This window comes from Enterobacter quasiroggenkampii, from assembly GCF_043972695.1.
Taxonomy (GTDB): Bacteria; Pseudomonadota; Gammaproteobacteria; order Enterobacterales; family Enterobacteriaceae; genus Enterobacter; species Enterobacter quasiroggenkampii.
This window is the reverse complement of sequence record NZ_CP143745.1, coordinates 1,661,172-1,682,292: the sequence shown is the minus strand read 5'-3', so window position 1 is coordinate 1,682,292 and position 21,121 is coordinate 1,661,172. Positions and strand designations below refer to the sequence as shown.

The 21,121-nt window shown below is 55.5% G+C and carries 19 protein-coding genes; 11 read left to right on the top strand and 8 right to left on the bottom strand.

From position 1 onward, the window contains the following. Positions 1-34: 34 nt before the first annotated feature. Positions 35-412, bottom strand: coding sequence for a DUF454 family protein (locus V1572_RS08000; RefSeq protein WP_013095896.1), 378 nt, complete (start codon positions 410-412; stop codon positions 35-37). Between the two features lie 50 nt (positions 413-462). On the opposite strand from V1572_RS08000, the gene priC reads away from it, so the two are divergent. Continuing rightward, a complete protein-coding gene (gene priC, locus V1572_RS07995; RefSeq protein ID WP_045909749.1) occupies positions 463-990 on the top strand; it encodes a primosomal replication protein N'' in 528 nt (175 codons plus the stop codon). Positions 991-1,004: 14 nt separating this feature from the next. Continuing rightward, positions 1,005-1,193 carry a pleiotropic regulatory protein RsmS gene (gene rsmS / locus V1572_RS07990; protein WP_111967307.1) on the top strand — a complete coding sequence of 63 codons (189 nt, stop codon included), beginning with the start codon at positions 1,005-1,007 and terminating at the stop codon, positions 1,191-1,193. Between the two features lies 1 nt (position 1,194). On the opposite strand, the gene mscK is transcribed toward rsmS, so the two are convergent. Both mscK and acrR read right to left on the bottom strand, forming a co-directional pair. Further along, the gene (gene mscK, locus V1572_RS07985) at positions 1,195-4,542 is read right to left on the bottom strand and encodes a mechanosensitive channel MscK (RefSeq protein WP_229225358.1); all 3,348 of its coding nucleotides are present in this window, start codon (positions 4,540-4,542) and stop codon (positions 1,195-1,197) included. 113 nt (positions 4,543-4,655) lie between these two features. Beyond that, positions 4,656-5,309, bottom strand: a complete 654-nt coding sequence (acrR, locus tag V1572_RS07980) for a multidrug efflux transporter transcriptional repressor AcrR (protein WP_048225918.1) — start codon at positions 5,307-5,309, stop codon at positions 4,656-4,658. Between the two features lie 140 nt (positions 5,310-5,449). Here acrR and acrA point away from each other — a divergent pair, with 140 nt between their 5' ends. The 6 genes from acrA (at position 5,450) to V1572_RS07950 (ending at position 12,286) form a co-directional block, all read left to right on the top strand. Next, positions 5,450-6,643: a multidrug efflux RND transporter periplasmic adaptor subunit AcrA gene (gene acrA, locus V1572_RS07975; protein ID WP_045909753.1), complete on the top strand. Its 1,194-nt coding sequence runs from the start codon at positions 5,450-5,452 to the stop codon at positions 6,641-6,643. Positions 6,644-6,665: 22 nt separating this feature from the next. Then, positions 6,666-9,812: a multidrug efflux RND transporter permease subunit AcrB gene (acrB, locus tag V1572_RS07970; RefSeq protein WP_045909754.1), complete on the top strand. Its 3,147-nt coding sequence runs from the start codon at positions 6,666-6,668 to the stop codon at positions 9,810-9,812. A gap of 508 nt (positions 9,813-10,320) precedes the next feature. Then, a complete protein-coding gene (gene tomB, locus V1572_RS07965) occupies positions 10,321-10,695 on the top strand; it encodes an Hha toxicity modulator TomB (protein WP_008499288.1) in 375 nt (124 codons plus the stop codon). A 27-nt stretch (positions 10,696-10,722) separates the two neighbouring features. After that, a complete protein-coding gene (locus tag V1572_RS07960; protein WP_008499287.1) occupies positions 10,723-10,941 on the top strand; it encodes an HHA domain-containing protein in 219 nt (72 codons plus the stop codon). Positions 10,942-11,149: 208 nt separating this feature from the next. After that, on the top strand, positions 11,150-11,701 hold the full coding sequence (gene maa / locus V1572_RS07955; RefSeq protein ID WP_045909755.1) for a maltose O-acetyltransferase: 552 nt from the start codon (positions 11,150-11,152) through the stop codon (positions 11,699-11,701). Between the two features lie 117 nt (positions 11,702-11,818). Further along, positions 11,819-12,286, top strand: coding sequence for a YlaC family protein (locus V1572_RS07950; RefSeq protein ID WP_045909756.1), 468 nt, complete (start codon positions 11,819-11,821; stop codon positions 12,284-12,286). Here V1572_RS07950 and V1572_RS07945 read toward each other — a convergent pair. Further along, positions 12,258-13,718, bottom strand: a complete 1,461-nt coding sequence (locus V1572_RS07945; RefSeq protein ID WP_395299847.1) for a PLP-dependent aminotransferase family protein — start codon at positions 13,716-13,718, stop codon at positions 12,258-12,260. The genes V1572_RS07950 and V1572_RS07945 overlap by 29 nt on opposite strands. Before the next feature lie 101 nt (positions 13,719-13,819). Between V1572_RS07945 and V1572_RS07940 the strand changes: the two genes are divergently transcribed. Then, on the top strand, positions 13,820-14,530 hold the full coding sequence (locus V1572_RS07940) for a GNAT family N-acetyltransferase (protein ID WP_069720245.1): 711 nt from the start codon (positions 13,820-13,822) through the stop codon (positions 14,528-14,530). Here V1572_RS07940 and ykgO read toward each other — a convergent pair. Both ykgO and V1572_RS07930 read right to left on the bottom strand, forming a co-directional pair. Next, positions 14,527-14,667 (bottom strand): type B 50S ribosomal protein L36, encoded by a 141-nt coding sequence (ykgO, locus tag V1572_RS07935; RefSeq protein ID WP_003859006.1) that lies wholly within the window; start codon positions 14,665-14,667, stop codon positions 14,527-14,529. The genes V1572_RS07940 and ykgO overlap by 4 nt on opposite strands. 2 nt (positions 14,668-14,669) lie before the next feature. Further along, positions 14,670-14,930 (bottom strand): type B 50S ribosomal protein L31, encoded by a 261-nt coding sequence (locus V1572_RS07930; protein ID WP_006176933.1) that lies wholly within the window; start codon positions 14,928-14,930, stop codon positions 14,670-14,672. Between the two features lie 219 nt (positions 14,931-15,149). Here V1572_RS07930 and V1572_RS07925 point away from each other — a divergent pair, with 219 nt between their 5' ends. Next, positions 15,150-16,715: an EAL domain-containing protein gene (locus tag V1572_RS07925; protein WP_395299846.1), complete on the top strand. Its 1,566-nt coding sequence runs from the start codon at positions 15,150-15,152 to the stop codon at positions 16,713-16,715. Here the strand turns inward: V1572_RS07925 and V1572_RS07920 are convergent. Then, positions 16,708-16,980 (bottom strand): metal/formaldehyde-sensitive transcriptional repressor, encoded by a 273-nt coding sequence (locus V1572_RS07920; RefSeq protein WP_024906840.1) that lies wholly within the window; start codon positions 16,978-16,980, stop codon positions 16,708-16,710. The two genes, V1572_RS07925 and V1572_RS07920, sit on opposite strands and share 8 nt — an antisense overlap. A 133-nt stretch (positions 16,981-17,113) precedes the next feature. Between V1572_RS07920 and V1572_RS07915 the strand changes: the two genes are divergently transcribed. Next, the gene (locus V1572_RS07915; RefSeq protein ID WP_048989758.1) at positions 17,114-17,941 is read left to right on the top strand and encodes a nickel/cobalt efflux protein RcnA; all 828 of its coding nucleotides are present in this window, start codon (positions 17,114-17,116) and stop codon (positions 17,939-17,941) included. A 39-nt stretch (positions 17,942-17,980) separates the two neighbouring features. On the opposite strand, the gene V1572_RS07910 is transcribed toward V1572_RS07915, so the two are convergent. Next, positions 17,981-21,070 (bottom strand): beta-galactosidase, encoded by a 3,090-nt coding sequence (locus V1572_RS07910; protein ID WP_395299845.1) that lies wholly within the window; start codon positions 21,068-21,070, stop codon positions 17,981-17,983. Between the last annotated feature and the right edge of the window lie 51 nt (positions 21,071-21,121).

Below are 21,121 nucleotides of genomic sequence, written 5' to 3'. Positions count from 1 at the left end.
TGTACGCAATAATTGCAACAGCCATGATAAGGCTTCAGTGCTTTTGTTGCTTTTCATCAACCACGGGGATCCGCCACATGAAGATAAGCAGGCAGGTCAGGATGACCAGTAGCAGGATCCGCACCCACATCATTTTCACCAGCCATAATGAAATGGCGAAGGTGATGAGGATCACCGCGATCGCGCGCGGCTTGGCGCCGGGCGGCATGGCCCGGTGTTTTTGCCAGTGCCGCAGATAGCCGCCAAACCATGAGCGATAGAGCAGCCAGTGGTGAAAACGCGGTGACGAGCGGGCGAAGCACCAGGCCGCCAGCAGGATAAACGGCGTGGTCGGCAGCAAGGGTAAAACCACACCCAGCGTGCCAAGCACTACCGCGAGCCAGCCAATGATGATTAAAATAGTACGCTGCATAATGCGAATCGTTATCAAACTGAACGGCTACTTTACCACTGGAGAGCGCCTTGAAAACAGCACTGCTTCTTGAGAGGCTGCAAAATCAGCTGATTGCTCTGCGGGAGCAGGCCACGCCGCTGATGGGGCACGCCACGCTGAAACCGCGCTTTGACCGGCAGCTTTTTCGGACCCGCAGCACCGTTATTCAGGATTACCTGGCTGAAGCGCAGACGAACCTCGACGAGCTTCGCCATGCGGTTGAGCATGAACAGCAGGAACAGGTGGCATGGCTTGCGGCGCATCTCACCGAGCAGATCACCGCGCTGCATCGCGAAATCGCCGCCTGGCCGCTGCGCGCCTGGGACAGCGCCTCGCCGGGGCTCGGCAAATGGCAGCGCAAGCGGCTGGAGAACCAGGAGTTTGAACGCCGACTGTTTGAGATGAAGCGCGAACGCGAGGTGCGCCTGAACAACAGCGAAACGCTGGAAGAGCAGCAGTTATTGATGCGCGAGATTAGCGCGCTGGAAGGACGCATCGTCCGCTGCCGTCAGGCGCTGGATGAAATTGAACGCGTCATAGAACGTTTGACCCGTTAACAGGAGCCACACCCATGTCACTGGAAAATGCACCCGATGAGGTCAAGCTGGCCGTCGATTTGATTATGCTGTTGGAGAATCATGATATTCCCGCCGGGACGGTGCTTAAGGCACTTGAGATTGTACGGCGGGATTTTGAGGCAAAGGTGAAGGCCTGTTGCCCTCACCCTAACCCTCTCCCACAGGGAGAGGGAAAATTATAGATTACGCCGGAGTGGGGTCATCACCCTTAATCTCGCGCTTCACTTCCGTATGCTCATCACCTTTCTCGTTACGCAGGTGAACCTCAAGCTGGTTGAAGGCGATGTTTATATCGTTTTCACGGCACAGACGATCGATAGAGCGGTTAAGTTCATCCACCGTGTAGCTGCGATCGCGCAGCTCGCGCACGTATAAACGCAGCTCGTGATCCAGCGTGCTCGGCCCAAAGGTGGTGAAGAAGACCGCCGGAGCCGGATCGTGCATCACTTTCGGATGTTCAGACGCCGCCTTCAGCAGCACCTCTTTCACCTTATCCAGATCCGATCCATAGGCCACGCCCAGGCGGATCACCACGCGCGTCACCGTATCCGAGAGCGACCAGTTGATCAGACGCTCGGTCACGAACGCTTTGTTCGGGATGATCACCTCTTTGCGATCGAAGTCGGTGATGGTGGTCGCACGAATGCGGATCTTGCTGACCGTTCCCGAGAACGTGCCGATGGTGACGGTATCGCCGATACGTACCGGACGTTCAAACAGGATGATCAGGCCGGAGACAAAGTTACCGAAGATCTCCTGCAGGCCAAAACCAAGACCGACCGAGAGGGCGGCCGCCAGCCACTGCAGTTTATCCCACGAGACGCCAAGCGAACCAAAGACCGTCATCGCTCCAACAATAATGATGACGTAGTTGAGGATCGTGGTGATGGCGTAGGACGCCCCCTGGCGAAGATTGAGACGTGACAGGAGTAGCACTTCGAGCAGGCCAGGCAGGTTGCGGATCAGCGCCCAGGCGACCACCGACGACACCAGCGCAAACAGCAGGCTGCCCATGGTCACGCTTTTCATGACCGCCGCGCCGGCTTCGGTTCCGTTGTATTGCCAGAGGGTAATACTGTCGAGATAGGCGAAAACGGTAATAAGATCGGACCAAATAGCCCAGAACATCACGGCAAACAGGGCGATCATCACCAGCATGGTGATGCGCAGCGTCTGCTGGTTAACCTGCTCCAGCGCGATGGTCGGCTCTTCCTGCGGCTCCGCGCCCTCGGCCCCCTCTTTCACCTGATGTTGACGACGCGCGATGGCACGGCGATAGGCGATGCGACGGGCCGCCACGCTCAGGCCGCGCAGCACGGTCTGATAGAGCAGGTTCCAGACGATCACCAGATAGACCGTTTCAATCCAGCGCCCGGACAGGCGCAGCGTGGTATAGAAGTAGCCCGTTGCCGTCAGCACCATCAGCGCCAGCGGAATGATCGCCAGCACGGTCACGGTGGCCAGACGGATATTGTGGGACTCTTTATCACGCCAGCTGTCGCGGCACATCGGCCACATCAGGATAGCAATCAGCAGCAGGTTCAGCAGGATGACCAGCTGGCCCAGCACATCATCCATCAGATGCAGCGGGGAAAGCTCAGAGACAACCGACCAGAAGTGCAGCGGCAGCAGCGCCAGGCTGATGCGCACAATCTGACGACGCCAGTGACTGGTCAGCTGCGCAGGCATGTTGAAATGACGCACCGCCACGCCGTCTTTTTCCAGCACCTTCCAGCACAGGCCAAACACCAGCCAGAACAGCGCCAGTTTTTTACTGAACGCCCACAGCAGATCGCTGACGTTGAGCTGCATGGTGAGCAGGATCAGGCCCACGGCCAGAATAATCAGGCACACCGGCAGGGCGCGAATGAGATCGATCAGAATCGCTTTTGGCGTATGGAGCTGGCTATCGTTACGCAGTTGCCCCACTTCGGACGCCAGCTTCGCCTGATATTTTTTCAGCCAACCCAGACGCCAGCGGATCAGGCCTGCGATCAGCAGCAGCGGTAGCCCCGCCAGCAAGGCAATCATCACCGCAGGCCAGGCTTTCTCCCAGTTCACGGTGATCTTCATGCTCTTGATCTGCGTTTTCAGCGTCTCAGGGAAGGATTTAATCCAGTCCCAGTCCATCGGTTTGTTGCTGTTTACCCAGAAAATCTGCTGAGTCAGGATCTCCTGCAGACTTTTCGAGACGCTCACCAGCTGCTGCTGGTTGATTTGCAGGTTAATGGCCATCATCAGCTGGTTGCCCAGCTGTTTGTTGAGCTGATCCAGCAGCTCGCGACGCATATCCACGACCTGGAGCAGTGCGTCGTGCACTTCCGGGTTCACGTCGCTGGAGTGCCCTTCTTCAATTTTGGCGACAAAGGTATCGCTCTGGAAAAGGGCATCGCGCTGCTGGTTGACGTCAAACTGTTCCAGACGTAAATCCGCAATGCGGTTGGTCATGTCTTCCAGCTCATCGGCGGACGGAAGCGTCTGCTGCTGCTGGTAGAGAATACGCGACAGCAGGAGGCTGCCTTTCAGGACCGCGATCTGCTCTTTGATGTTGCGTTCCGCCTGCAGGGCACGATCCAGCCAGTTCTTCACCTTGATATTTTGCTGAACCAGCGAGTTGCCGTTTTCGGTCGCCAGTATCAGGCGCTGGCTAAGCTGGTGGTTGGCCTCGAGTTCCTGCTTCACCAGCGGGTTGGCCTGGATGCGGGCGGTTTCGTCAGGGGATACGGCCTCCTGGGCGGTTTTTTCCGTCAGCGTCAGGCGCTTGCTGTTAACCGCTTCCTGCAGCAGCTGTAGCTGGTGCTCCAGACGATTAATGTTTGCGGTGACGTAATCGCGCTGTTTCTGCAGGGTGTCCTGCAGCACCGTATTCCCTTCCAGACTTTTACGCTGCTGTTCAATCTGCGCATTGAGCAACGTCTGCTGCACCAGCAGCAGGGTTTGCTGCGTCGGGCGCAGCGTGCCCTCTCCTACCGTTGTGCCGTTGAGGCGGTTGCGGATCTGCTGCAGCTGCTGAGACGCGGCGTACATCGCATTTTGCACGCGCTCGGGCTGGGTCTGCAGGGAGACAAGCTGGCTGTTGTAGGTGGCGAGATCGGACTGCGCCGTTTGCAGGTCGTCGAGCAGTTGCGCCACGCGCGATTCGAGCTGGCGTAAGGAGAGCGCGGCGAGCGTTTTGCGTGTTTCGTCGTCGTTATCCACGTCGCTCAGGGCATTCAGCGATTCCGTCGCTCTGCGCATGTTTTCTGGGGCCTGCGCCACCTTCTGACGGAGCTGTGCGGTTTCTGCCTTAACGCGTTCAATTTTATCCAGCGTTTCCAGCGTTTCCGTCAGATCCTGCTGCGTCAGTTTTTCCTGAGGAGAGAGTTCTTTTTGTTTGTTCAGCGTGTCGAGCTGCGACTGAACATCCGCACGCGTGGGGATATCGTTGCTGTTGTCGGCGCGGGCCCAGGTCAGCGGCGCCGTGGCGAAGAAAAACAGCATCGCAAAGAGCAATGCAAAAACAGGATGTTGCGAGCGATTGATGGGCAGCATAGTTGTGAATGATGTCAGAAGATGACCGAAAATAGTCCGGCGTGAAGAATATCACGCTCGCCGGAAGCAGAATAGCGCGAACGTGAGCCTCTGAGATAAATCCTGGAAATGAGTCAGGCGGTTAGCGACGGCGCGTCACTGCGCAGCGTCGGGCAGAGCTGTAGCATTTCCAGTAAAATCGCGACGTAGCTGCGGGCCTCCGCTTTAAGATCAAACGACTGTGGCGCAAACAGCCAGTTTTCCATCAGACCGGAAATGTAGCTACGCATCAGAATCGCCGCCCGGCGGGTCAACAGGTTGGCCGGCAGCAGTTTTGCCTGCATGCACTGATTCAGGTTGTATTCAATACGGTCATAGCTCTCCAGGCTGAGGCTGCGTTGTGCCTGCTGAACAATCGCCATCTCGCCCACGAACTCGCATTTATGAAAGATTATTTCCATCATTAATCTGCGACGTTCTTCAACTACCGTTGCTTCAAGGATATATACTAATATTTCTCTCAATACTGAGAGTGGATCGTCAGGGAATTTTGCCCGATACTCACTCTCGAGATCGCTAATGCTGGACTCTGAAAGCTCCCAGATTTCACTGAACAGATCTGACTTGTCTTTAAAATGCCAGTAAATCGCTCCCCGCGTCACACCGGCAGCCTGAGCAATTTGTGCCAGCGAGGTAGATGAAACACCCTGCTGCGAGAACAAACGTATTGCCACATCCAGAATGTGTTGTCGGGTTTCCAGCGCTTGTTGTTTAGTTTTTCGTGCCATAGGTGGGTGAATTTACAGGAGTCAGATTTACATACATTTGTGAATGTATGTACCATAGCATGACGATAATATAAACGCAGCAATGGGTTTTAGACTCAGGACCCTTGATCAATTTGAAATCGGACACTCGAGGTTTACATATGAACAAAAACAGAGGGTTAACGCCTCTGGCGGTCGTTCTGATGCTCTCAGGCAGCTTAGCGCTAACAGGATGTGACGACAAACCGGCTCAACAAGGAGCTCAGCAGGCGCCAGAAGTAGGCGTTGTGACGCTCAAATCTGAACCTCTACAAATCACCACCGAATTACCCGGCCGTACAAATGCTTACCGCATTGCGGAAGTGCGTCCTCAGGTTAGCGGCATTATCCTGAAACGTAACTTCACCGAAGGCGGTGATGTGAAGGCCGGTGAGTCTCTGTATCAGATTGATCCCGCAACCTATCAGGCGTCTTATGAAAGCGCGAAAGGCGATCTGGCTAAAGCACAGGCCGCGGCTAAAATTGCTCAGCTGACGCTGAACCGCTATCAAAAACTGCTCGGTACCAAGTACATCAGTCAGCAGGATTACGATACCGCCCTGGCGGATGCCCAACAGGCTAACGCAGCCGTGGTGGCAGCCAAAGCGGCCGTCGAAACCGCGCGCATTAACCTGGCCTATACCAAAGTGACCTCGCCTATCAGCGGTCGTATTGGTAAATCTTCCGTGACGGAAGGGGCTCTGGTGCAGAACGGTCAGACCACTGCGCTGGCGACCGTGCAGCAGCTCGATCCGATCTACGTTGACGTCACGCAGTCCAGCAATGATTTCCTGCGCCTGAAACAGGAGCTGGCTAACGGCACCCTGAAACAGGAAAACGGCAAAGCCAAAGTGGAGCTGATCACCAACGACGGTATCAAGTTCCCGCAGGAAGGTACCCTGGAATTCTCTGATGTGACGGTCGACCAGACCACCGGTTCCATCACCTTACGTGCGATTTTCCCGAACCCTGACAAGAATCTGCTGCCAGGTATGTTCGTTCGCGCGCGTCTGGAAGAAGGAACGAATCCAACCGCACTTCTGGTTCCACAGCAGGGTGTGACCCGTACGCCACGTGGCGATGCGAGCGCGCTGGTTGTCGGAGCAGATGACAAAGTCGAAACGCGCAATATCACCGCCACGCAGGCGATTGGCGATAAATGGCTGGTGACGGAAGGTCTGAAAGATGGCGATCGCGTGATTGTTTCTGGTTTGCAAAAAGTTCGTCCTGGCGCGCAGGTTAAAGCACAGGAAGTGAAATCTGACGATAAACAACAAGCTTCGGCCGCTGGCCAGTCAGAACAAACCAAGTCTTAACTTAAACAGGAGCCGTTAAGACATGCCTAATTTCTTTATCGATCGCCCCATATTTGCGTGGGTGATCGCCATTATCATCATGCTGGCCGGGGGACTTGCGATCCTGAAGCTGCCTGTCGCGCAATATCCAACGATTGCGCCACCGGCGGTGACTATCTCCGCAACCTACCCGGGGGCTGATGCGAAAACGGTGCAGGACACCGTCACTCAGGTTATCGAACAGAACATGAACGGTATCGATAACCTGATGTACATGTCCTCAAACAGTGACTCTACCGGTACAGTTCAGATCACCCTGACCTTCCAGTCAGGTACGGATGCTGACATTGCGCAGGTTCAGGTGCAGAACAAACTGCAGCTGGCGATGCCTCTGCTGCCGCAGGAAGTACAACAGCAGGGTGTGAGCGTCGAGAAATCGTCCAGCAGCTTCCTGATGGTTGTCGGCGTTATCAACACCAACGGCACCATGACGCAGGAGGATATTTCCGACTACGTGGGTGCCAACATGAAGGACGCCATCAGCCGTACTTCCGGTGTGGGTGACGTTCAGCTGTTCGGTTCTCAGTACGCGATGCGTATCTGGATGGATCCGAACAAACTGAACAACTTCCAGCTGACCCCTGTTGACGTGATCAATGCGATTAAAGCGCAGAACGCCCAGGTGGCAGCCGGTCAGTTAGGCGGTACGCCGCCGGTGAAAGGCCAGCAGCTTAACGCCTCGATCATCGCACAGACCCGTCTGACCTCTGCCGATGAGTTCAGCAAAATTCTGCTGAAAGTGAATCAGGACGGTTCCCAGGTTCGCCTGCGCGATGTGGCTAAAGTCGAGCTGGGCGGTGAGAACTACGACATCATCGCGAAGTTCAACGGTAAACCGGCTTCCGGTCTGGGTATCAAACTGGCAACAGGGGCTAACGCCCTGGACACCGCCACGGCGATCCGCGCAGAGCTGAAGAAAATGGAACCGTTCTTCCCGTCAGGTCTCAAAATCGTTTACCCGTATGACACCACGCCGTTCGTCAAAATTTCGATTCACGAAGTGGTTAAAACGCTGGTAGAAGCCATCATCCTGGTGTTCCTGGTGATGTATCTGTTCCTGCAAAACTTCCGCGCGACGCTTATCCCAACGATTGCCGTGCCGGTTGTTCTGCTCGGAACTTTTGCGATCCTGTCGATATTTGGCTACTCGATAAACACCCTGACGATGTTCGGGATGGTGCTCGCCATCGGCCTGCTGGTGGATGACGCCATCGTCGTGGTCGAGAACGTCGAGCGCGTAATGGCGGAAGAAGGTCTGCCGCCGAAGGAAGCGACCCGTAAATCAATGGGTCAGATCCAGGGCGCGCTGGTCGGTATCGCGATGGTACTGTCTGCGGTATTTATCCCGATGGCTTTCTTCGGGGGCTCTACCGGTGCGATTTACCGTCAGTTCTCGATTACCATCGTTTCCGCGATGGCGCTGTCGGTGCTGGTCGCGTTGATCCTGACGCCTGCCCTGTGTGCCACCATGCTGAAGCCGATTCAGAAAGGCGGTCACGGCGAGCATAAAGGGTTCTTCGGCTGGTTTAATCGCATGTTTGATAAGAGCACGCACCACTACACCGACAGCGTGGGCAACATCCTGCGCAGCACCGGTCGTTACCTGCTGCTCTATATCATCATCGTCGTGGGGATGGCGTTCCTGTTCGTTCGTCTGCCAAGCTCGTTCCTGCCGGATGAAGACCAGGGCGTGTTCCTGACGATGGCACAGCTTCCTGCGGGCGCGTCGCAAGAGCGTACCCAGAAAGTGCTGGACGAAGTGACGGACTACTACCTCACCAAAGAGAAAGACAACGTTGAATCCGTGTTTGCGGTTAACGGCTTTGGCTTTGCGGGTCGTGGTCAGAACACCGGTATTGCCTTCGTTTCTCTGAAAGACTGGTCTGAACGTCCAGGCAAAGAGAACAAGGTTGAAGCCATTACCGGCCGTGCGATGGGCACCTTCTCGCAGATTAAAGATGCGATGGTGTTCGCCTTCAACCTGCCAGCGATTGTTGAACTGGGTACCGCGACCGGCTTCGACTTCCAGCTGATTGACCAGGGCGGTCTGGGTCACGAAAAACTGACGCAGGCGCGTAACCAGCTGTTTGGCGAAGTGGCTAAGCACCCTGACCTGCTGGTCGGCGTGCGTCCGAACGGCCTGGAAGATACGCCGCAGTACAAAATCGACATCGACCAGGAGAAAGCCCAGGCGCTGGGCGTATCCATCAGTGACATTAATACCACGCTGGGCGCCGCCTGGGGCGGTAGCTACGTTAACGACTTCATCGACCGCGGTCGCGTGAAGAAAGTGTACGTGATGTCCGAGGCGCAATACCGTATGTTGCCAAACGATATCAACAGCTGGTTCGTGCGCGGCAGCAATGGTCAGATGGTACCGTTCTCGGCGTTCTCAACGTCTCGCTGGGAATACGGTTCGCCGCGTCTGGAACGCTATAACGGTCTGCCATCGATGGAGATCCTGGGTCAGGCCGCTCCGGGCCGAAGCACCGGTGAAGCCATGAACCTGATGGAAGAGCTGGCGAGCAAACTGCCTTCGGGTATCGGCTACGACTGGACCGGTATGTCCTATCAGGAACGTCTGTCCGGAAACCAGGCCCCTGCCCTGTACGCGATTTCACTGATCGTCGTCTTCCTGTGTCTGGCAGCGCTGTACGAGAGCTGGTCAATTCCGTTCTCCGTTATGCTGGTGGTACCGCTTGGGGTTATCGGTGCGCTGCTTGCGGCAACGTTCCGTGGACTGACCAACGACGTGTACTTCCAGGTAGGCCTGCTGACAACCATTGGCTTGTCGGCGAAGAACGCGATACTTATCGTTGAATTCGCCAAAGATCTGATGGAGAAAGAAGGTAAAGGTCTGATTGAGGCAACGCTTGAGGCTGTTCGTATGCGTCTGCGCCCAATCCTGATGACATCACTGGCGTTTATCCTCGGCGTACTGCCGCTGGTTATCAGCTCCGGTGCTGGCTCCGGTGCGCAGAACGCGGTTGGTACAGGCGTTATGGGTGGTATGGTTACCGCAACCGTACTCGCTATCTTCTTCGTACCGGTGTTCTTCGTGGTGGTTCGCCGCCGCTTCAGCCGGAAAAATGAGGATATTGAACACACGCATTCGGTAGAACCTCACTGATACCGGTTTCACATGATAAAAAGGCCGCATTAGCGGCCTTTTTCATTTTCAGAAAAAATCATAAATTACGCTTATTGTGGTTCTATTTATTTTCTGCCATCTTAATTAGACATATCATAATTAACTGATAACTTAATCGGTGAATTCAGGATTTTTTTAATTTCATTTCCCCGCTTAAGCTATTAGGAATATTCCTAATAAGAAGTTCTGACAAAGAGAAGTTCGAATCTGAACTTTTCAGGCCGTTTTGCTAAGCCAATGAAACGTAAGGAAGCGATAAAAAATCGCGTTAATTTGGATAAAAAAAGGGTGTCCAGGACGGAACATTGCGTACATGCTCGCAGTCTACGGTTTTATTTGTAATTTTTCGTAATAGCGCGATGAAATCCAGGAAGGAGTGGCTTATAGTTAAGTTATCAGGAACACAGCACTCATGTAGCTAAGTCAGTTGTATCCATCCCGACTATGATGTTCGGTGAGTAAGAAATCACTCAGAAGGGGATGCGCTATGGACGAGTACTCGCCAAAAAGGCATGATATCGCGCAGTTGAAATTTCTCTGCGAATCCTTGTACCATGACTGCCTTGCCAACCTTGATGAAAGTAACCATGGCTGGGTAAACGACCCAACGTCTGCCATCAATTTACAGTTGAATGAGCTGATAGAGCATATCGCAACCTTCGCACTTAATTATAAAATTAAGTACAATGAAGATAATAAGCTCATTGAGCAAATTGATGAATACCTGGACGACACCTTTATGTTGTTCAGTAGTTACGGCATTAACGCCCAGGATTTGCAAAAATGGCGTAAATCGGGAAACCGGCTATTCCGCTGTTTCGTCAACGTGAGCAGAGCTAACCCGGTTAGTCTTTCCTGTTAAAATTATTACAATTACTAAGGTGAATTTATGTCTGATAAACCACTCACAAAAATCGATTATTTGATGCGCTTACGACGTTGTCAGTCAATTGACACGCTCGAACGCGTCATTGAAAAGAATAAATACGAGCTTTCTGATAATGAACTGGCCGTATTTTATTCAGCCGCGGACCATCGTCTTGCTGAACTGACCATGAATAAGCTGTATGACAAAATCCCTACTTCTGTATGGAAATTTGTCCGTTAATGTTTGAAGGGTGTCTGTAGAGTTCTACGCCACGTTCTAAGCTGTTTTTACCTATCCCGTTATGCTCCCTGTGCCCAGGCCAGGTCTCCGTGTAAAACGTGTTTATCAGCAACATTGTTGTGACGCCAGTCACATCGGCTTTTCGGGAACGTTCCCCTCCTGGCCTGTTCCTATTACTCTGCGGTAATCTTTTCCAGAGAGGTTTCCTATGAGCGTAGAAAAACAGAAGATGATTGCCGGTGAACACTACCGCCCCGGCGATGAGACGTTACGGGCCGACAGACTGCGGGCCCGCCATCTGGTGTACCGCTATAACCACACCGCGCCCGATGAAAAGACAGAACGCCAGAACATCCTGGCGGAACTGCTGGGGCAAAGCGAAGGCGCTTATATCGAACCGAGCTTCCGCTGCGACTATGGATATAACATCTCTCTGGGTAAAAACTTTTACGCGAACTTCGACTGCGTGATGCTGGATGTCTGCCCCGTTCGTATCGGCGATAACTGCATGCTCGCGCCGGGTGTGCATATTTATACGGCCACCCATCCGCTGGATGCAGAGGAACGGAACAGCGGCGTGGAGTTTGGCAAACCCGTCACCATTGGGAATAATGTCTGGATCGGTGGTCGGGCGGTTATTAACCCTGGCGTCACCATTGGTGATAATGTGGTGGTGGCCTCCGGTGCCGTGGTGACGAAAGACGTCCCGGCTAACGTTGTCGTGGGCGGCAATCCGGCAAAAATCATCAAAACGCTGTGAGGGAGTGGGGAGCCAACTGTTATGGTCTTTTAGCGCCAGACTGTTACTTTTTTCAGCCCAATGGCTCCCCTAAAATTGGCAGACACCCTGTATTGTCAACTCTCATAAAGGCAAAAAATGACCGAGATACAGCGCCTGCTCACCGCCACCATCGACGATCTTAACCTCCGCGAAAAGCGCGACAATCGCCCGCGCTTTAGCATTAGCTTTATTCGCAAACATCCTGGACTGTTTGTCGCCATGTATGCCGCCTGGCTGGCGACGCTTATTGTGATGCTGAAGTCTGAAACGCTGGTAGACTCCGTCTGGCTGCTGGTTGTGCTGTTTGTGGTCTTTAACGCCTTTTTCTTTTTCGACGTGAATCCGCGCTACCGTTACGAAGATATCGACGTCCTCGATTTCCGGGTCTGCTATAACGGCGAATGGTACAACACGCGTTACGTGCCAGAGGAGCTGATCGACAGCATTCTGCACTCTCCGGCCGTTGAAACCGTGCAAAAAGAGAAGCTGCAAAAAATGGTCTCTACCAAAGGTCAGCTCTCTTTCTATGACGTCTTTACCCTTTCGCGCCCTGCTGCTGCGTAATGAGCGCCTGCAGACGCCGGATCCCCGGCGCAAACTGAGAAGCAGAGGTATTGCCGTAACCTAAAACCAGACCGGTTTGCCCCTGCTTCGCCTCCAGGTAGTACCCGCTCAATGCAGCGGGTGCCAGCTGAAACGCCCTCGCCTGCGCCACCAGTTTCTGGTCATCAATATCGTCTATCGCCAGCGTCAGATGCATCCCGCCTTCACCGGCCAGAATACGGTGCGGCGCATGAAGCTCTGCGCCCAGCACCTCCCGCAGCTGGCGGTATCGTTTACGATAGAGTCGACGCATGGCGGCAAGATGACGGGCATAATGACCTTCTTCGATAAACAGCGCCAGCGTGCGCTGTTCGGCACGATGCCCACCGCGCAACAGCGAGCCGATGGCCGGACGAACCGCCTTCGCCAGCGCAGGCGGCAAGACCATGAACCCTATTCGGAGCGACGGAAACAGCGTTTTACTGAACGTCCCGAGATAAACCACGGGTGCGTTGTTTACCATTCCCAGCATCGCCGGCACGGGCTCACCGGCATAACGGAATTCGCTGTCGTAATCGTCTTCTATGATCCACGCGTTGTGCTGCCGGGCGAGCTCCAGCAGCGCCAGACGCCGTCGGGCGCTGAGCACGCTTCCGTAGGGGAACTGGTGTGAAGGTGAGGTAAAAATTAACGAGGGAGAAGGGGCATTCAATCCCTCCCAGCACATCCCCTCGTCACCAACCGGGATCCCCGTCATGGTCAGGCCGGTTTTAACAAACGCGCTTTTTGCCCCGCTATAGCCGGGGTTTTCTACCCAGGCGATATCCCCCGGCTCGCTCAACAGCATCGTGCACAGGTTGACACCCTCAAGCGCGCCTTCCGTGATCACAATCTGGCTCGCGTCGCAGTCGATACCGCGAGACAGGGCGAGATGCCGGGCAATCGCTGCCCGCAGCGACGGTTCACCGGCCGGGTCGCCATACCCCAGCAGGGCATTTCCCTCCTCCCGCATCACGCGATCGTACAATCGCCGCCACAGCGGCAGAGGGAAATAGTTGATGGCGGGTGTCCCCGGCGTAAATGCCAGTACCGGGGTATCCCGCTGCACCGGCGCAGGCAGCAGGCCAACCCGCCGGGCGAGCCTGATGTCAGGGTCCGGCAATGTCCGGGTGGCCGAACGGTAAGCCAGCTGTGCCACCCGCGTTCCCTGGCGGTTACGCTGCAAATACCCTTCCAGCGTGAGCTGGTCCAGCGCCGCATTGACGGTATTGCGGGAAAGGGAGAGCTGCTGGGCCAGCGTTCGCGAACCGGGAAGCTGGCTGCCGGACAGGAGTCTTCCGCACAGAATCGCCTCCCGTAAAGCAATATAAAGCGCGCGCTGGAGCGTCTCTTCCCCTCGTTTATTCAGGGCTGCGTTGAGCAAGGTATAAAATTCATCACCCGGTATATTCATCTTGCCTCCTCGTGGCACCATCAAAACATAGCGCAGTGGTTCTTTTTAAGGAACCAGCAATTCACTAGTCTGAAACTCTTTTCAACGTCACGGAAATGAAGATGAAGACATTCAATCAGTTCGGACAGCCAGTGGGCGAAGCGCTTAGCGACTGGCAACCTCGTCAGCCCCCATCCCGGGTCGTGCTTCAGGGCCGGTATTGTCGCCTTGAACCGCTGCGCGTGGAGCATGCCAACGCGCTATTCTCCGCCTATTCCCTGGCCGGAGATACGCGCAGCTGGACGTGGCTGCTGCGTGAACCCGACGCTACCGCAGAGGAGTTTGCCGAATGGGTCGCGAGCGTGAGTGAGTTATCCGACCCCATACACTTTACCGTTATCGATAACCAGACCCGGTCTCCGGTCGGGACGCTGTCCCTGATGCGGATTGATCCTAAAAACGGGGTCGTGGAGGTGGGGCACGTTCACTTCTCGCCTCTTTTAAGCCGCACGCCCATGTCGACAGAGGCGCAATATCTGCTGATGCGGTATGTGTTCGATACCCTGGGCTACCGGCGTTATGAGTGGAAGTGCAATAGCCTGAACGAACCTTCCCGCAAGGCCGCCCTGCGCCTGGGTTTTCAGTTTGAGGGGCGCTTTCGTCAGGCGCTGGTGATAAAAGGCCATAACCGGGATACCGACTGGTTTTCGATTCTCGATAAAGAGTGGCCGACGCTGGCGAACGCCTTTGAGAGCTGGCTTGCCACCGACAATTTTACTGCCGATGGCAAACAGAAAAGATCCCTGGAAAGCTGGCGAGAAACGCGTGTTTAGCGTCTTTTTTTACGTCCCTGAACCGCCTTAAAGCGCGGATTGGATTTGCAAATCACGTACAAGCGTCCCTTGCGTTTGACTATCTGGCAATCCGGGTGACGCTGTTTTGCACTGCGCAATGAGTTAAGTACCTGCATGTTTAGCCCCGCTTCGCATTGAGAAAACCACCAAAACGCTTGCGGAAGCGCGCTGCGCTACCGTCCGTGGAGAACGTTTTCTGCTTACCGGTATAAAACGGGTGCGATTTTGAAGAAACCTCGATGGTGATATACGGATACGTTTCACCGTCGAGTTCAATTTCGCGGTCGGTCTTAATGGTTGAGCCCACTTTGAAGTATTCATTCGCGCTGGTGTCATGGAAGACCACGGTGCGATAGGCGGGATGGATATTGGGTTTCATCGTCAATCCTTTATGTTTTGTTATAACATAACAAAATAATATCCAGGCCAGATTCAAAAAACAACCCCTCCCCTCTGACGATATTTTCTGGTTTACCTGAGATAAAATGAAAACCAGGCCACCCACGTGCTATAACTATATCATTTCGCGGTAAAATCTTTCTCTTCAGGCAGGGAACTCAGTGCTCAGGAACGGGTATACGAGGAAGGACACGACAGCATGAAAACCCGACATCTGGTCAGTCTGGTGACTGGCGTACTCATCTTTTCCGTGCTGGTCCCCATTTGCCTGAGCATCTGGCTGGCCCATCGCCAGGCGGAAGATAAATTTGTCGATGCGCTGGAAAACTATGCCTCACGCGTGCTAATACGCACCGACAAGGTCGTGGATCAGGCGAAAGAAGCGCTTAATCATCTGCAGGCCTTTGAGGGCGTGCCGTGCAGCCCGTTGCAGTTAAGAGAGATGCGACGGGTCGCTTTCTCGTGGCGATACGTCCAGGAAGTGATTTATATCGACAATCTCAGGCCGCTCTGCTCCTCTCTTGAGCAAACCAGCCATGCCGCCCCTTTCCCCCCGCCGATGCGCATTACCGAAGACGGTTACAGCGCATGGCTGACCACGCAAAACGATCTTGGGTTTCAGCGCTACATGGCCGTGCTGGGGCAAGGTCATTACCTTGTCCTGGTCGATCCGGCCTCACTGGTGGATGTCATCCCTTTCGGCGAGATAGCGATTGATGCTGCCCTGGTAGGAAGCACAACACACCGTATCTTCGCCAGCAGCAATACGCTCGATCCGCATATCCGTGACATGATCAAAGGTCAGGCGATGACCAGCATACAGTACGACGGTTCAATGTACGTTATGAAGCCTGTACCTGAACTGGGATTTACCGTTGTCGCATGGGCTACGCTCAAACCGCTGGCGGAAACCTGGCACCGGCAGCTGCTTTTATGGCTGCCCTTCGGCGTCCTGATAAGCCTGCTTGCCGCGCTCTTTGTCCTGCGGATACTGCGTCGCATCCAGTCGCCGCGCAACCGCCTACTTGACGCCATTAACAGCCGCGATTTTGTGGTTCACTATCAGCCCATCGTGGCGCTGTGTAGCGGAAAAATTGTCGGCGCAGAAGCGCTGACGCGCTGGCCGCAGCCGGACGGAAGCAGCCTCTCGCCTGATATTTTTATTCCCCTTGCTGAGCAAACCGGGCTTATCTCTCAGCTGACGCAGCTCGTTATCGAAAAAGTGTTCGAGGATATGGGCAGTTGGCTGCACCTTCACCCCGATCAGCATATCTCCATCAACCTCGCGCCCGCCGATTTGACCTCCGGCACGCTGCCGCCGCTGCTGAGTCACTTGCTGAACAAATGGAAGGTCCACCCGGGCCAAATCGCCCTTGAGGTCACCGAGCGCGGCTTTGCCGATCCCAAAATCAGCGCGCCGGCTATCGCCGCATTCCGCCGTTCGGGGCACCCTGTCTATATAGATGATTTTGGTACGGGCTATTCCAGCCTGAGCTACCTGCAGGATCTGGACGTCGACACGCTAAAAATTGATAAATCGTTCGTGGATGCGCTGGAGTACAAAAACGTGACGCCACATATAATTGAAATGGCGAAGTCGCTGAAGCTGGCGATGGTAGCGGAAGGCGTCGAGACCGCCGGGCAGCTCGCCTGGCTGCACCAGCACGGCGTGCAGTACGGACAGGGCTGGTACTACAGCAAAGCGCTGCCGAAAATGGAATTTATCCTTTGGGCAGAGAATAACCTCGGCACGCACGCTACTTAAGATAGGATTTGATCACCTGCAGCACCACGCCAAGATCGGCTTCACGCTGCGCTTCTTCAGGTTCTTTCACCACATGATCGGTTAAATGCCCTTCGATCACCTGCATCATCATGCCGTTGACCGCCCCGCGGATCGCCGCCAGCTGCTGTAACACCTCGGCGCATTCGTGATCGCTGTTCAGCATTTTCTCCAGAGCGTTGCTCTGCCCCTGAATTTTCTTCAGCCGAGTTAGTAACATTTTCTTGTCGCGAACGGTATGTGACATCTCTCTATCCCTTATTTTTGGCTTTTAAAGCATAACACGCTCTACTCCCCCTGAGTATTTTTCTACTGGGGGGTAGTATTAACCTACTGGGGGGGAGTAGTATTTGCAGACATTTTCCACGCCGGAATCCCCCATGACCGATTTTGCTTCACTTCTGCAGCAGGGTAATGCCTGGCTGTTTGTTCCCAGCGCCATCCTGCTTGGCGCGCTGCATGGCCTGGAACCGGGCCACTCAAAGACCATGATGGCCGCCTTTATCGTGGCTATCCGCGGTACGCTGAAACAGGCGGTCCTGCTCGGCCTGGCAGCCACGCTTTCCCATACGGCAGTGGTCTGGATCATCGCCATGGCGGGTTTATGGTTTGGGCGGGGATGGGATGCGCATACGTCTGAACCCTGGTTCCAGCTGATCTCAGGGATCGCGATCGTTGCGATCGCCCTGTGGATGGCGTGGCGAACCTGGAAAGAGAGCCAGCCACACGATCATCATCACGACCATGATCATCACCACCATCATGATCATGACCATGACCATCATCATGAACATCACCACCACGAACACCCGCTGGTTGAAGAAGAGTGGCAGGACGCCCACCAGCGCGCGCACGCGCAGGATATCAACCGCCGCTTTAGCGGACAAAACGTCACCACCGGACAGATCGTCATGTTTGGCCTGACCGGCGGGCTTATCCCCTGCCCGGCGTCCATTACCGTTCTGCTGATCTGCCTGCAGCTGAAGCATTTCGCCCTCGGCGCGACGCTGGTGTTCAGCTTCAGTATTGGTCTGGCGTTAACCCTGGTGGCTTCCGGTGCGATTGCCGCCTTAAGCCTCAAGCACGCGACAAAACGCTGGCCCGGGTTTAACGAGCTTTCCCGTAAAGCGCCGTGGATTTCCGCTGCGCTGATTACCGTAGTAGGAATTTATATGAGCCTGCACGGTCTGAGCGGCATTCTGGCGTAAGCCTGCGGCCACGCCCTGTGGCCGCATCTCAATGATCCGTTAAGGATTTTGCTGCCAGCTAAAGGTGTAGCGAAGCTGGCGTGTCTGCAAAATAAATTCCGGTGAAACGCTGGGGCTCCAGGAATCGTCGCCGCCCACGCCCATATGGAAAGCATCGAGGTTGAGCCAGCACCCCGGCTCTTCCCGCAGCAGATGGTGATGGGTTGTCTCGCGCAGCTGCTGCTGGCTGTAGCGGCTCACCGAGAAATGGAACCGGCCATGTAGCTGATGCGTTCCCAGCACCAGCTCCCGCGTATCACAGCGCAAACCATTTTCCGTCGGGAAGATATACGGGGTGTGCATCTCCGCCAGGGGTAATGTCCAGCGTCCCTGCTGTGCCGCCAGCGTTCTGTCCGGGTAGTTTTCATGCGGCCCCAGCCCCAGCCAGGACACGTTTTCCGGCGTTTCGGCGAGATGAACGCTCAGGCCAACGCGCGCGGGTTCCGGGATATCGGACGCAATATCCACCTGAATATCGCCGTGCAGCCTCCCCTGGTCATCCACCCGCCAGACTTTACGGCTCAGGAACAGCGTTTTGCCATGATACTCCCCGACGTGAAGGGTGTTGACCACAACTTCGCCCGCATGCTGCTCTGCCTCACAGTACAGAACGCGCGAGGTGAAATTGTACATGCCCACCGCTTTCCAGCGTTCAACCCAGGCATTCGGATCGATCCTCGTCGCTTCACTCACGCCAATATCATTGTCCAGCGGCGCACGGCTGACGTTATCCGTCAAAGGTGACATCAGCGTTTCCACGCCATTTCGCCACCATTGGGTCAGGTTTCCGGATGCACGATCGAACTGCCAGCGCTGATGACCATGCGCGATCGCCAGGATGCGGTCGTTTTGCGTCAAAACCGGCGGCTCGCCCGCAGAGGCTGGCGGTGCGACAAACAGCGGAGACGGAAGCGGCCACTGCTCCCACGCGCAGCGATGGTCAGCCGGTGACCACGGCGTTGCACGCGGCTGGCGCACTTCAACATTCAGCCAGACTTCCCCCGATTCGGCTTTCAATACCGGCAGAGCGATCTCCAGACGCTGAACACCTTCAGGGGCTATCGCCAGCGTCACCTCGCCCGAAGCCAGTACCTTCCCATCCCGGGCGACCGTCCAGCTCAGCACTTCGTTATCGGTATGGCGGAACAGGTAGCCGCTTTGCACCTCAATCACCAGCGGAGAGGTGCTGACCCGCGTAAAGGTGAAGAACTGCTGCGCGCGCTGCGCCTCGTACAGCGCCGGGTGCGGCGTGCGATCGGGGAAGACCAGCCCATTCAGGCAGAACTGTCGGTCGTTTGGCTTATCGCCAAAGTCCCCGCCGTATGCCCAGAACGAATTGCCCTTTTCATCTTGCTTCGTCAGAGCCTGATCGACCCAGTCCCAGACAAATCCCCCCTGCAGGCGAGGGTGGCTGCGAAACGCCTGCCAGTATTTCGCGAACCCGCCGAAGCTGTTCCCCATCGCGTGGGCGTATTCGCAGAGGATCAGCGGGCGTGTTTCATCCGGCATGCCGATCCATTTCTTGATTGACCATTTAGGCACTGCCGGGAAGGGCTGATCCTGATCGACCCGGGCATACATCGGACAGACAATATCGGTCGCCGCCGTGTTCGCGCCGCCACCTTCATACTGCACCGGACGCGTCGGATCCGTGGATTTCACCCAGCGGTACAGCGCGTCGTGGTTTGCACCGTGGCCGGACTCATTGCCCAGCGACCAGATGATAATTGAGGGATGATTACGATCGCGCTGCACCATACGGGTCACGCGCTCGCTCATGGCGGGCAGCCAGCGCGGATCGTCAGCAAGGCGGCTCATCGGCACCATGCCATGGGTTTCGATATTGGCTTCGTCAACAACGTACAGCCCATAGCGATCGCAAAGCCGGTACCACAGCGGATGATTCGGGTAATGCGAGCAGCGCACGGCGTTGAAGTTGTGCTGCTTCATGATCTCGATATCGCGACGCATCGTCGCTTCGTCCATCACCTGGCCGTTTTCCGGATGATGCTCGTGCCGGTTAACCCCGCGGATCAACAGCGGTTTACCGTTGAGCTTCAGCAGGCCGTTGCTGATTTCTACCCGGCGGAAGCCGACATCGCAGGCTTCCGTCTCCAGCACGTTGCCCTGCGCATCCAAAAGCGCGATCGTCAGGCGATAGAGTTCCGGGGTTTCCGCACTCCATAACGCCGGGGCTGTAACCGGGATCGCCGCCGTTAACCGCTCGGCCCAGTTGCCGCGCTCGTCCACAATGGCAGAGCCTGGCCGTTGGGTGGTGCTGCCACAGCGTTCACCGTTGCGCCACAGCGTTATCGCCACGTCGCACTCCGCGTAGTCAGCGCCTGTCAACGCGACCTCGACTTTCAGCACCGCGCGGTCCAGCTCCGCATTCAGATCGGTGACCACATGATAATCCGCAATGTGCGTCTCCGGCTTATGCAGCAGGGAGACATCACGGAAAATGCCGCTCATGCGCCACATGTCCTGATCTTCCAGATAGCTGCCGTCGCACCAGCGCAAGACCATGACCGCCAGGCGGTTCTGCCCCGGGCGTAATGCCGCCGAGAGGTCAAACTCGGCGGGCAATCGACTGTCCTGGGAATAGCCTATCCACTGCCCGTTACACCACAAATGGAACGCCGAGTTCACGCCATCAAAAATAATTCGGGTTTGCCCGCTCTGAAGCCAGGCGTCATCTACGTCGAATGTGAGCGAGTAACAACCTGTCGGGTTTTCCTGCGGTACAAAAGGCGGGTTAACGGGAATCGGATAGGTGACATTGGTATAGATGGGCGTATCGAACCCCTGCATCTGCCAGTTCGACGGCACGGGCATCGCGACGACATCAGCGCAATCTTCGGTGACCCATGCCTGAGGAACCCGCTCGGGAGCAGAAAAGTAGCTAAACCGCCAGATCCCGTTGAGGGAGCGCCTGCTGAGGGATCCAACGTCATCCCTGGCGGAAGATTCATTACGCCAGCTGTGTAACGGCGCGTGTGCGGGCAGGCGGTTCCAATGGATAACGCCGGGGTTTTCCCAGTCCCGACGGGCCAGGATGTCGCTGAGGGTCAGCGAAGGTGGATGAGACATATCAACCTCTTTGCGAAGCGCTCACAATTTTGGTTAACATGCCCTGGCACT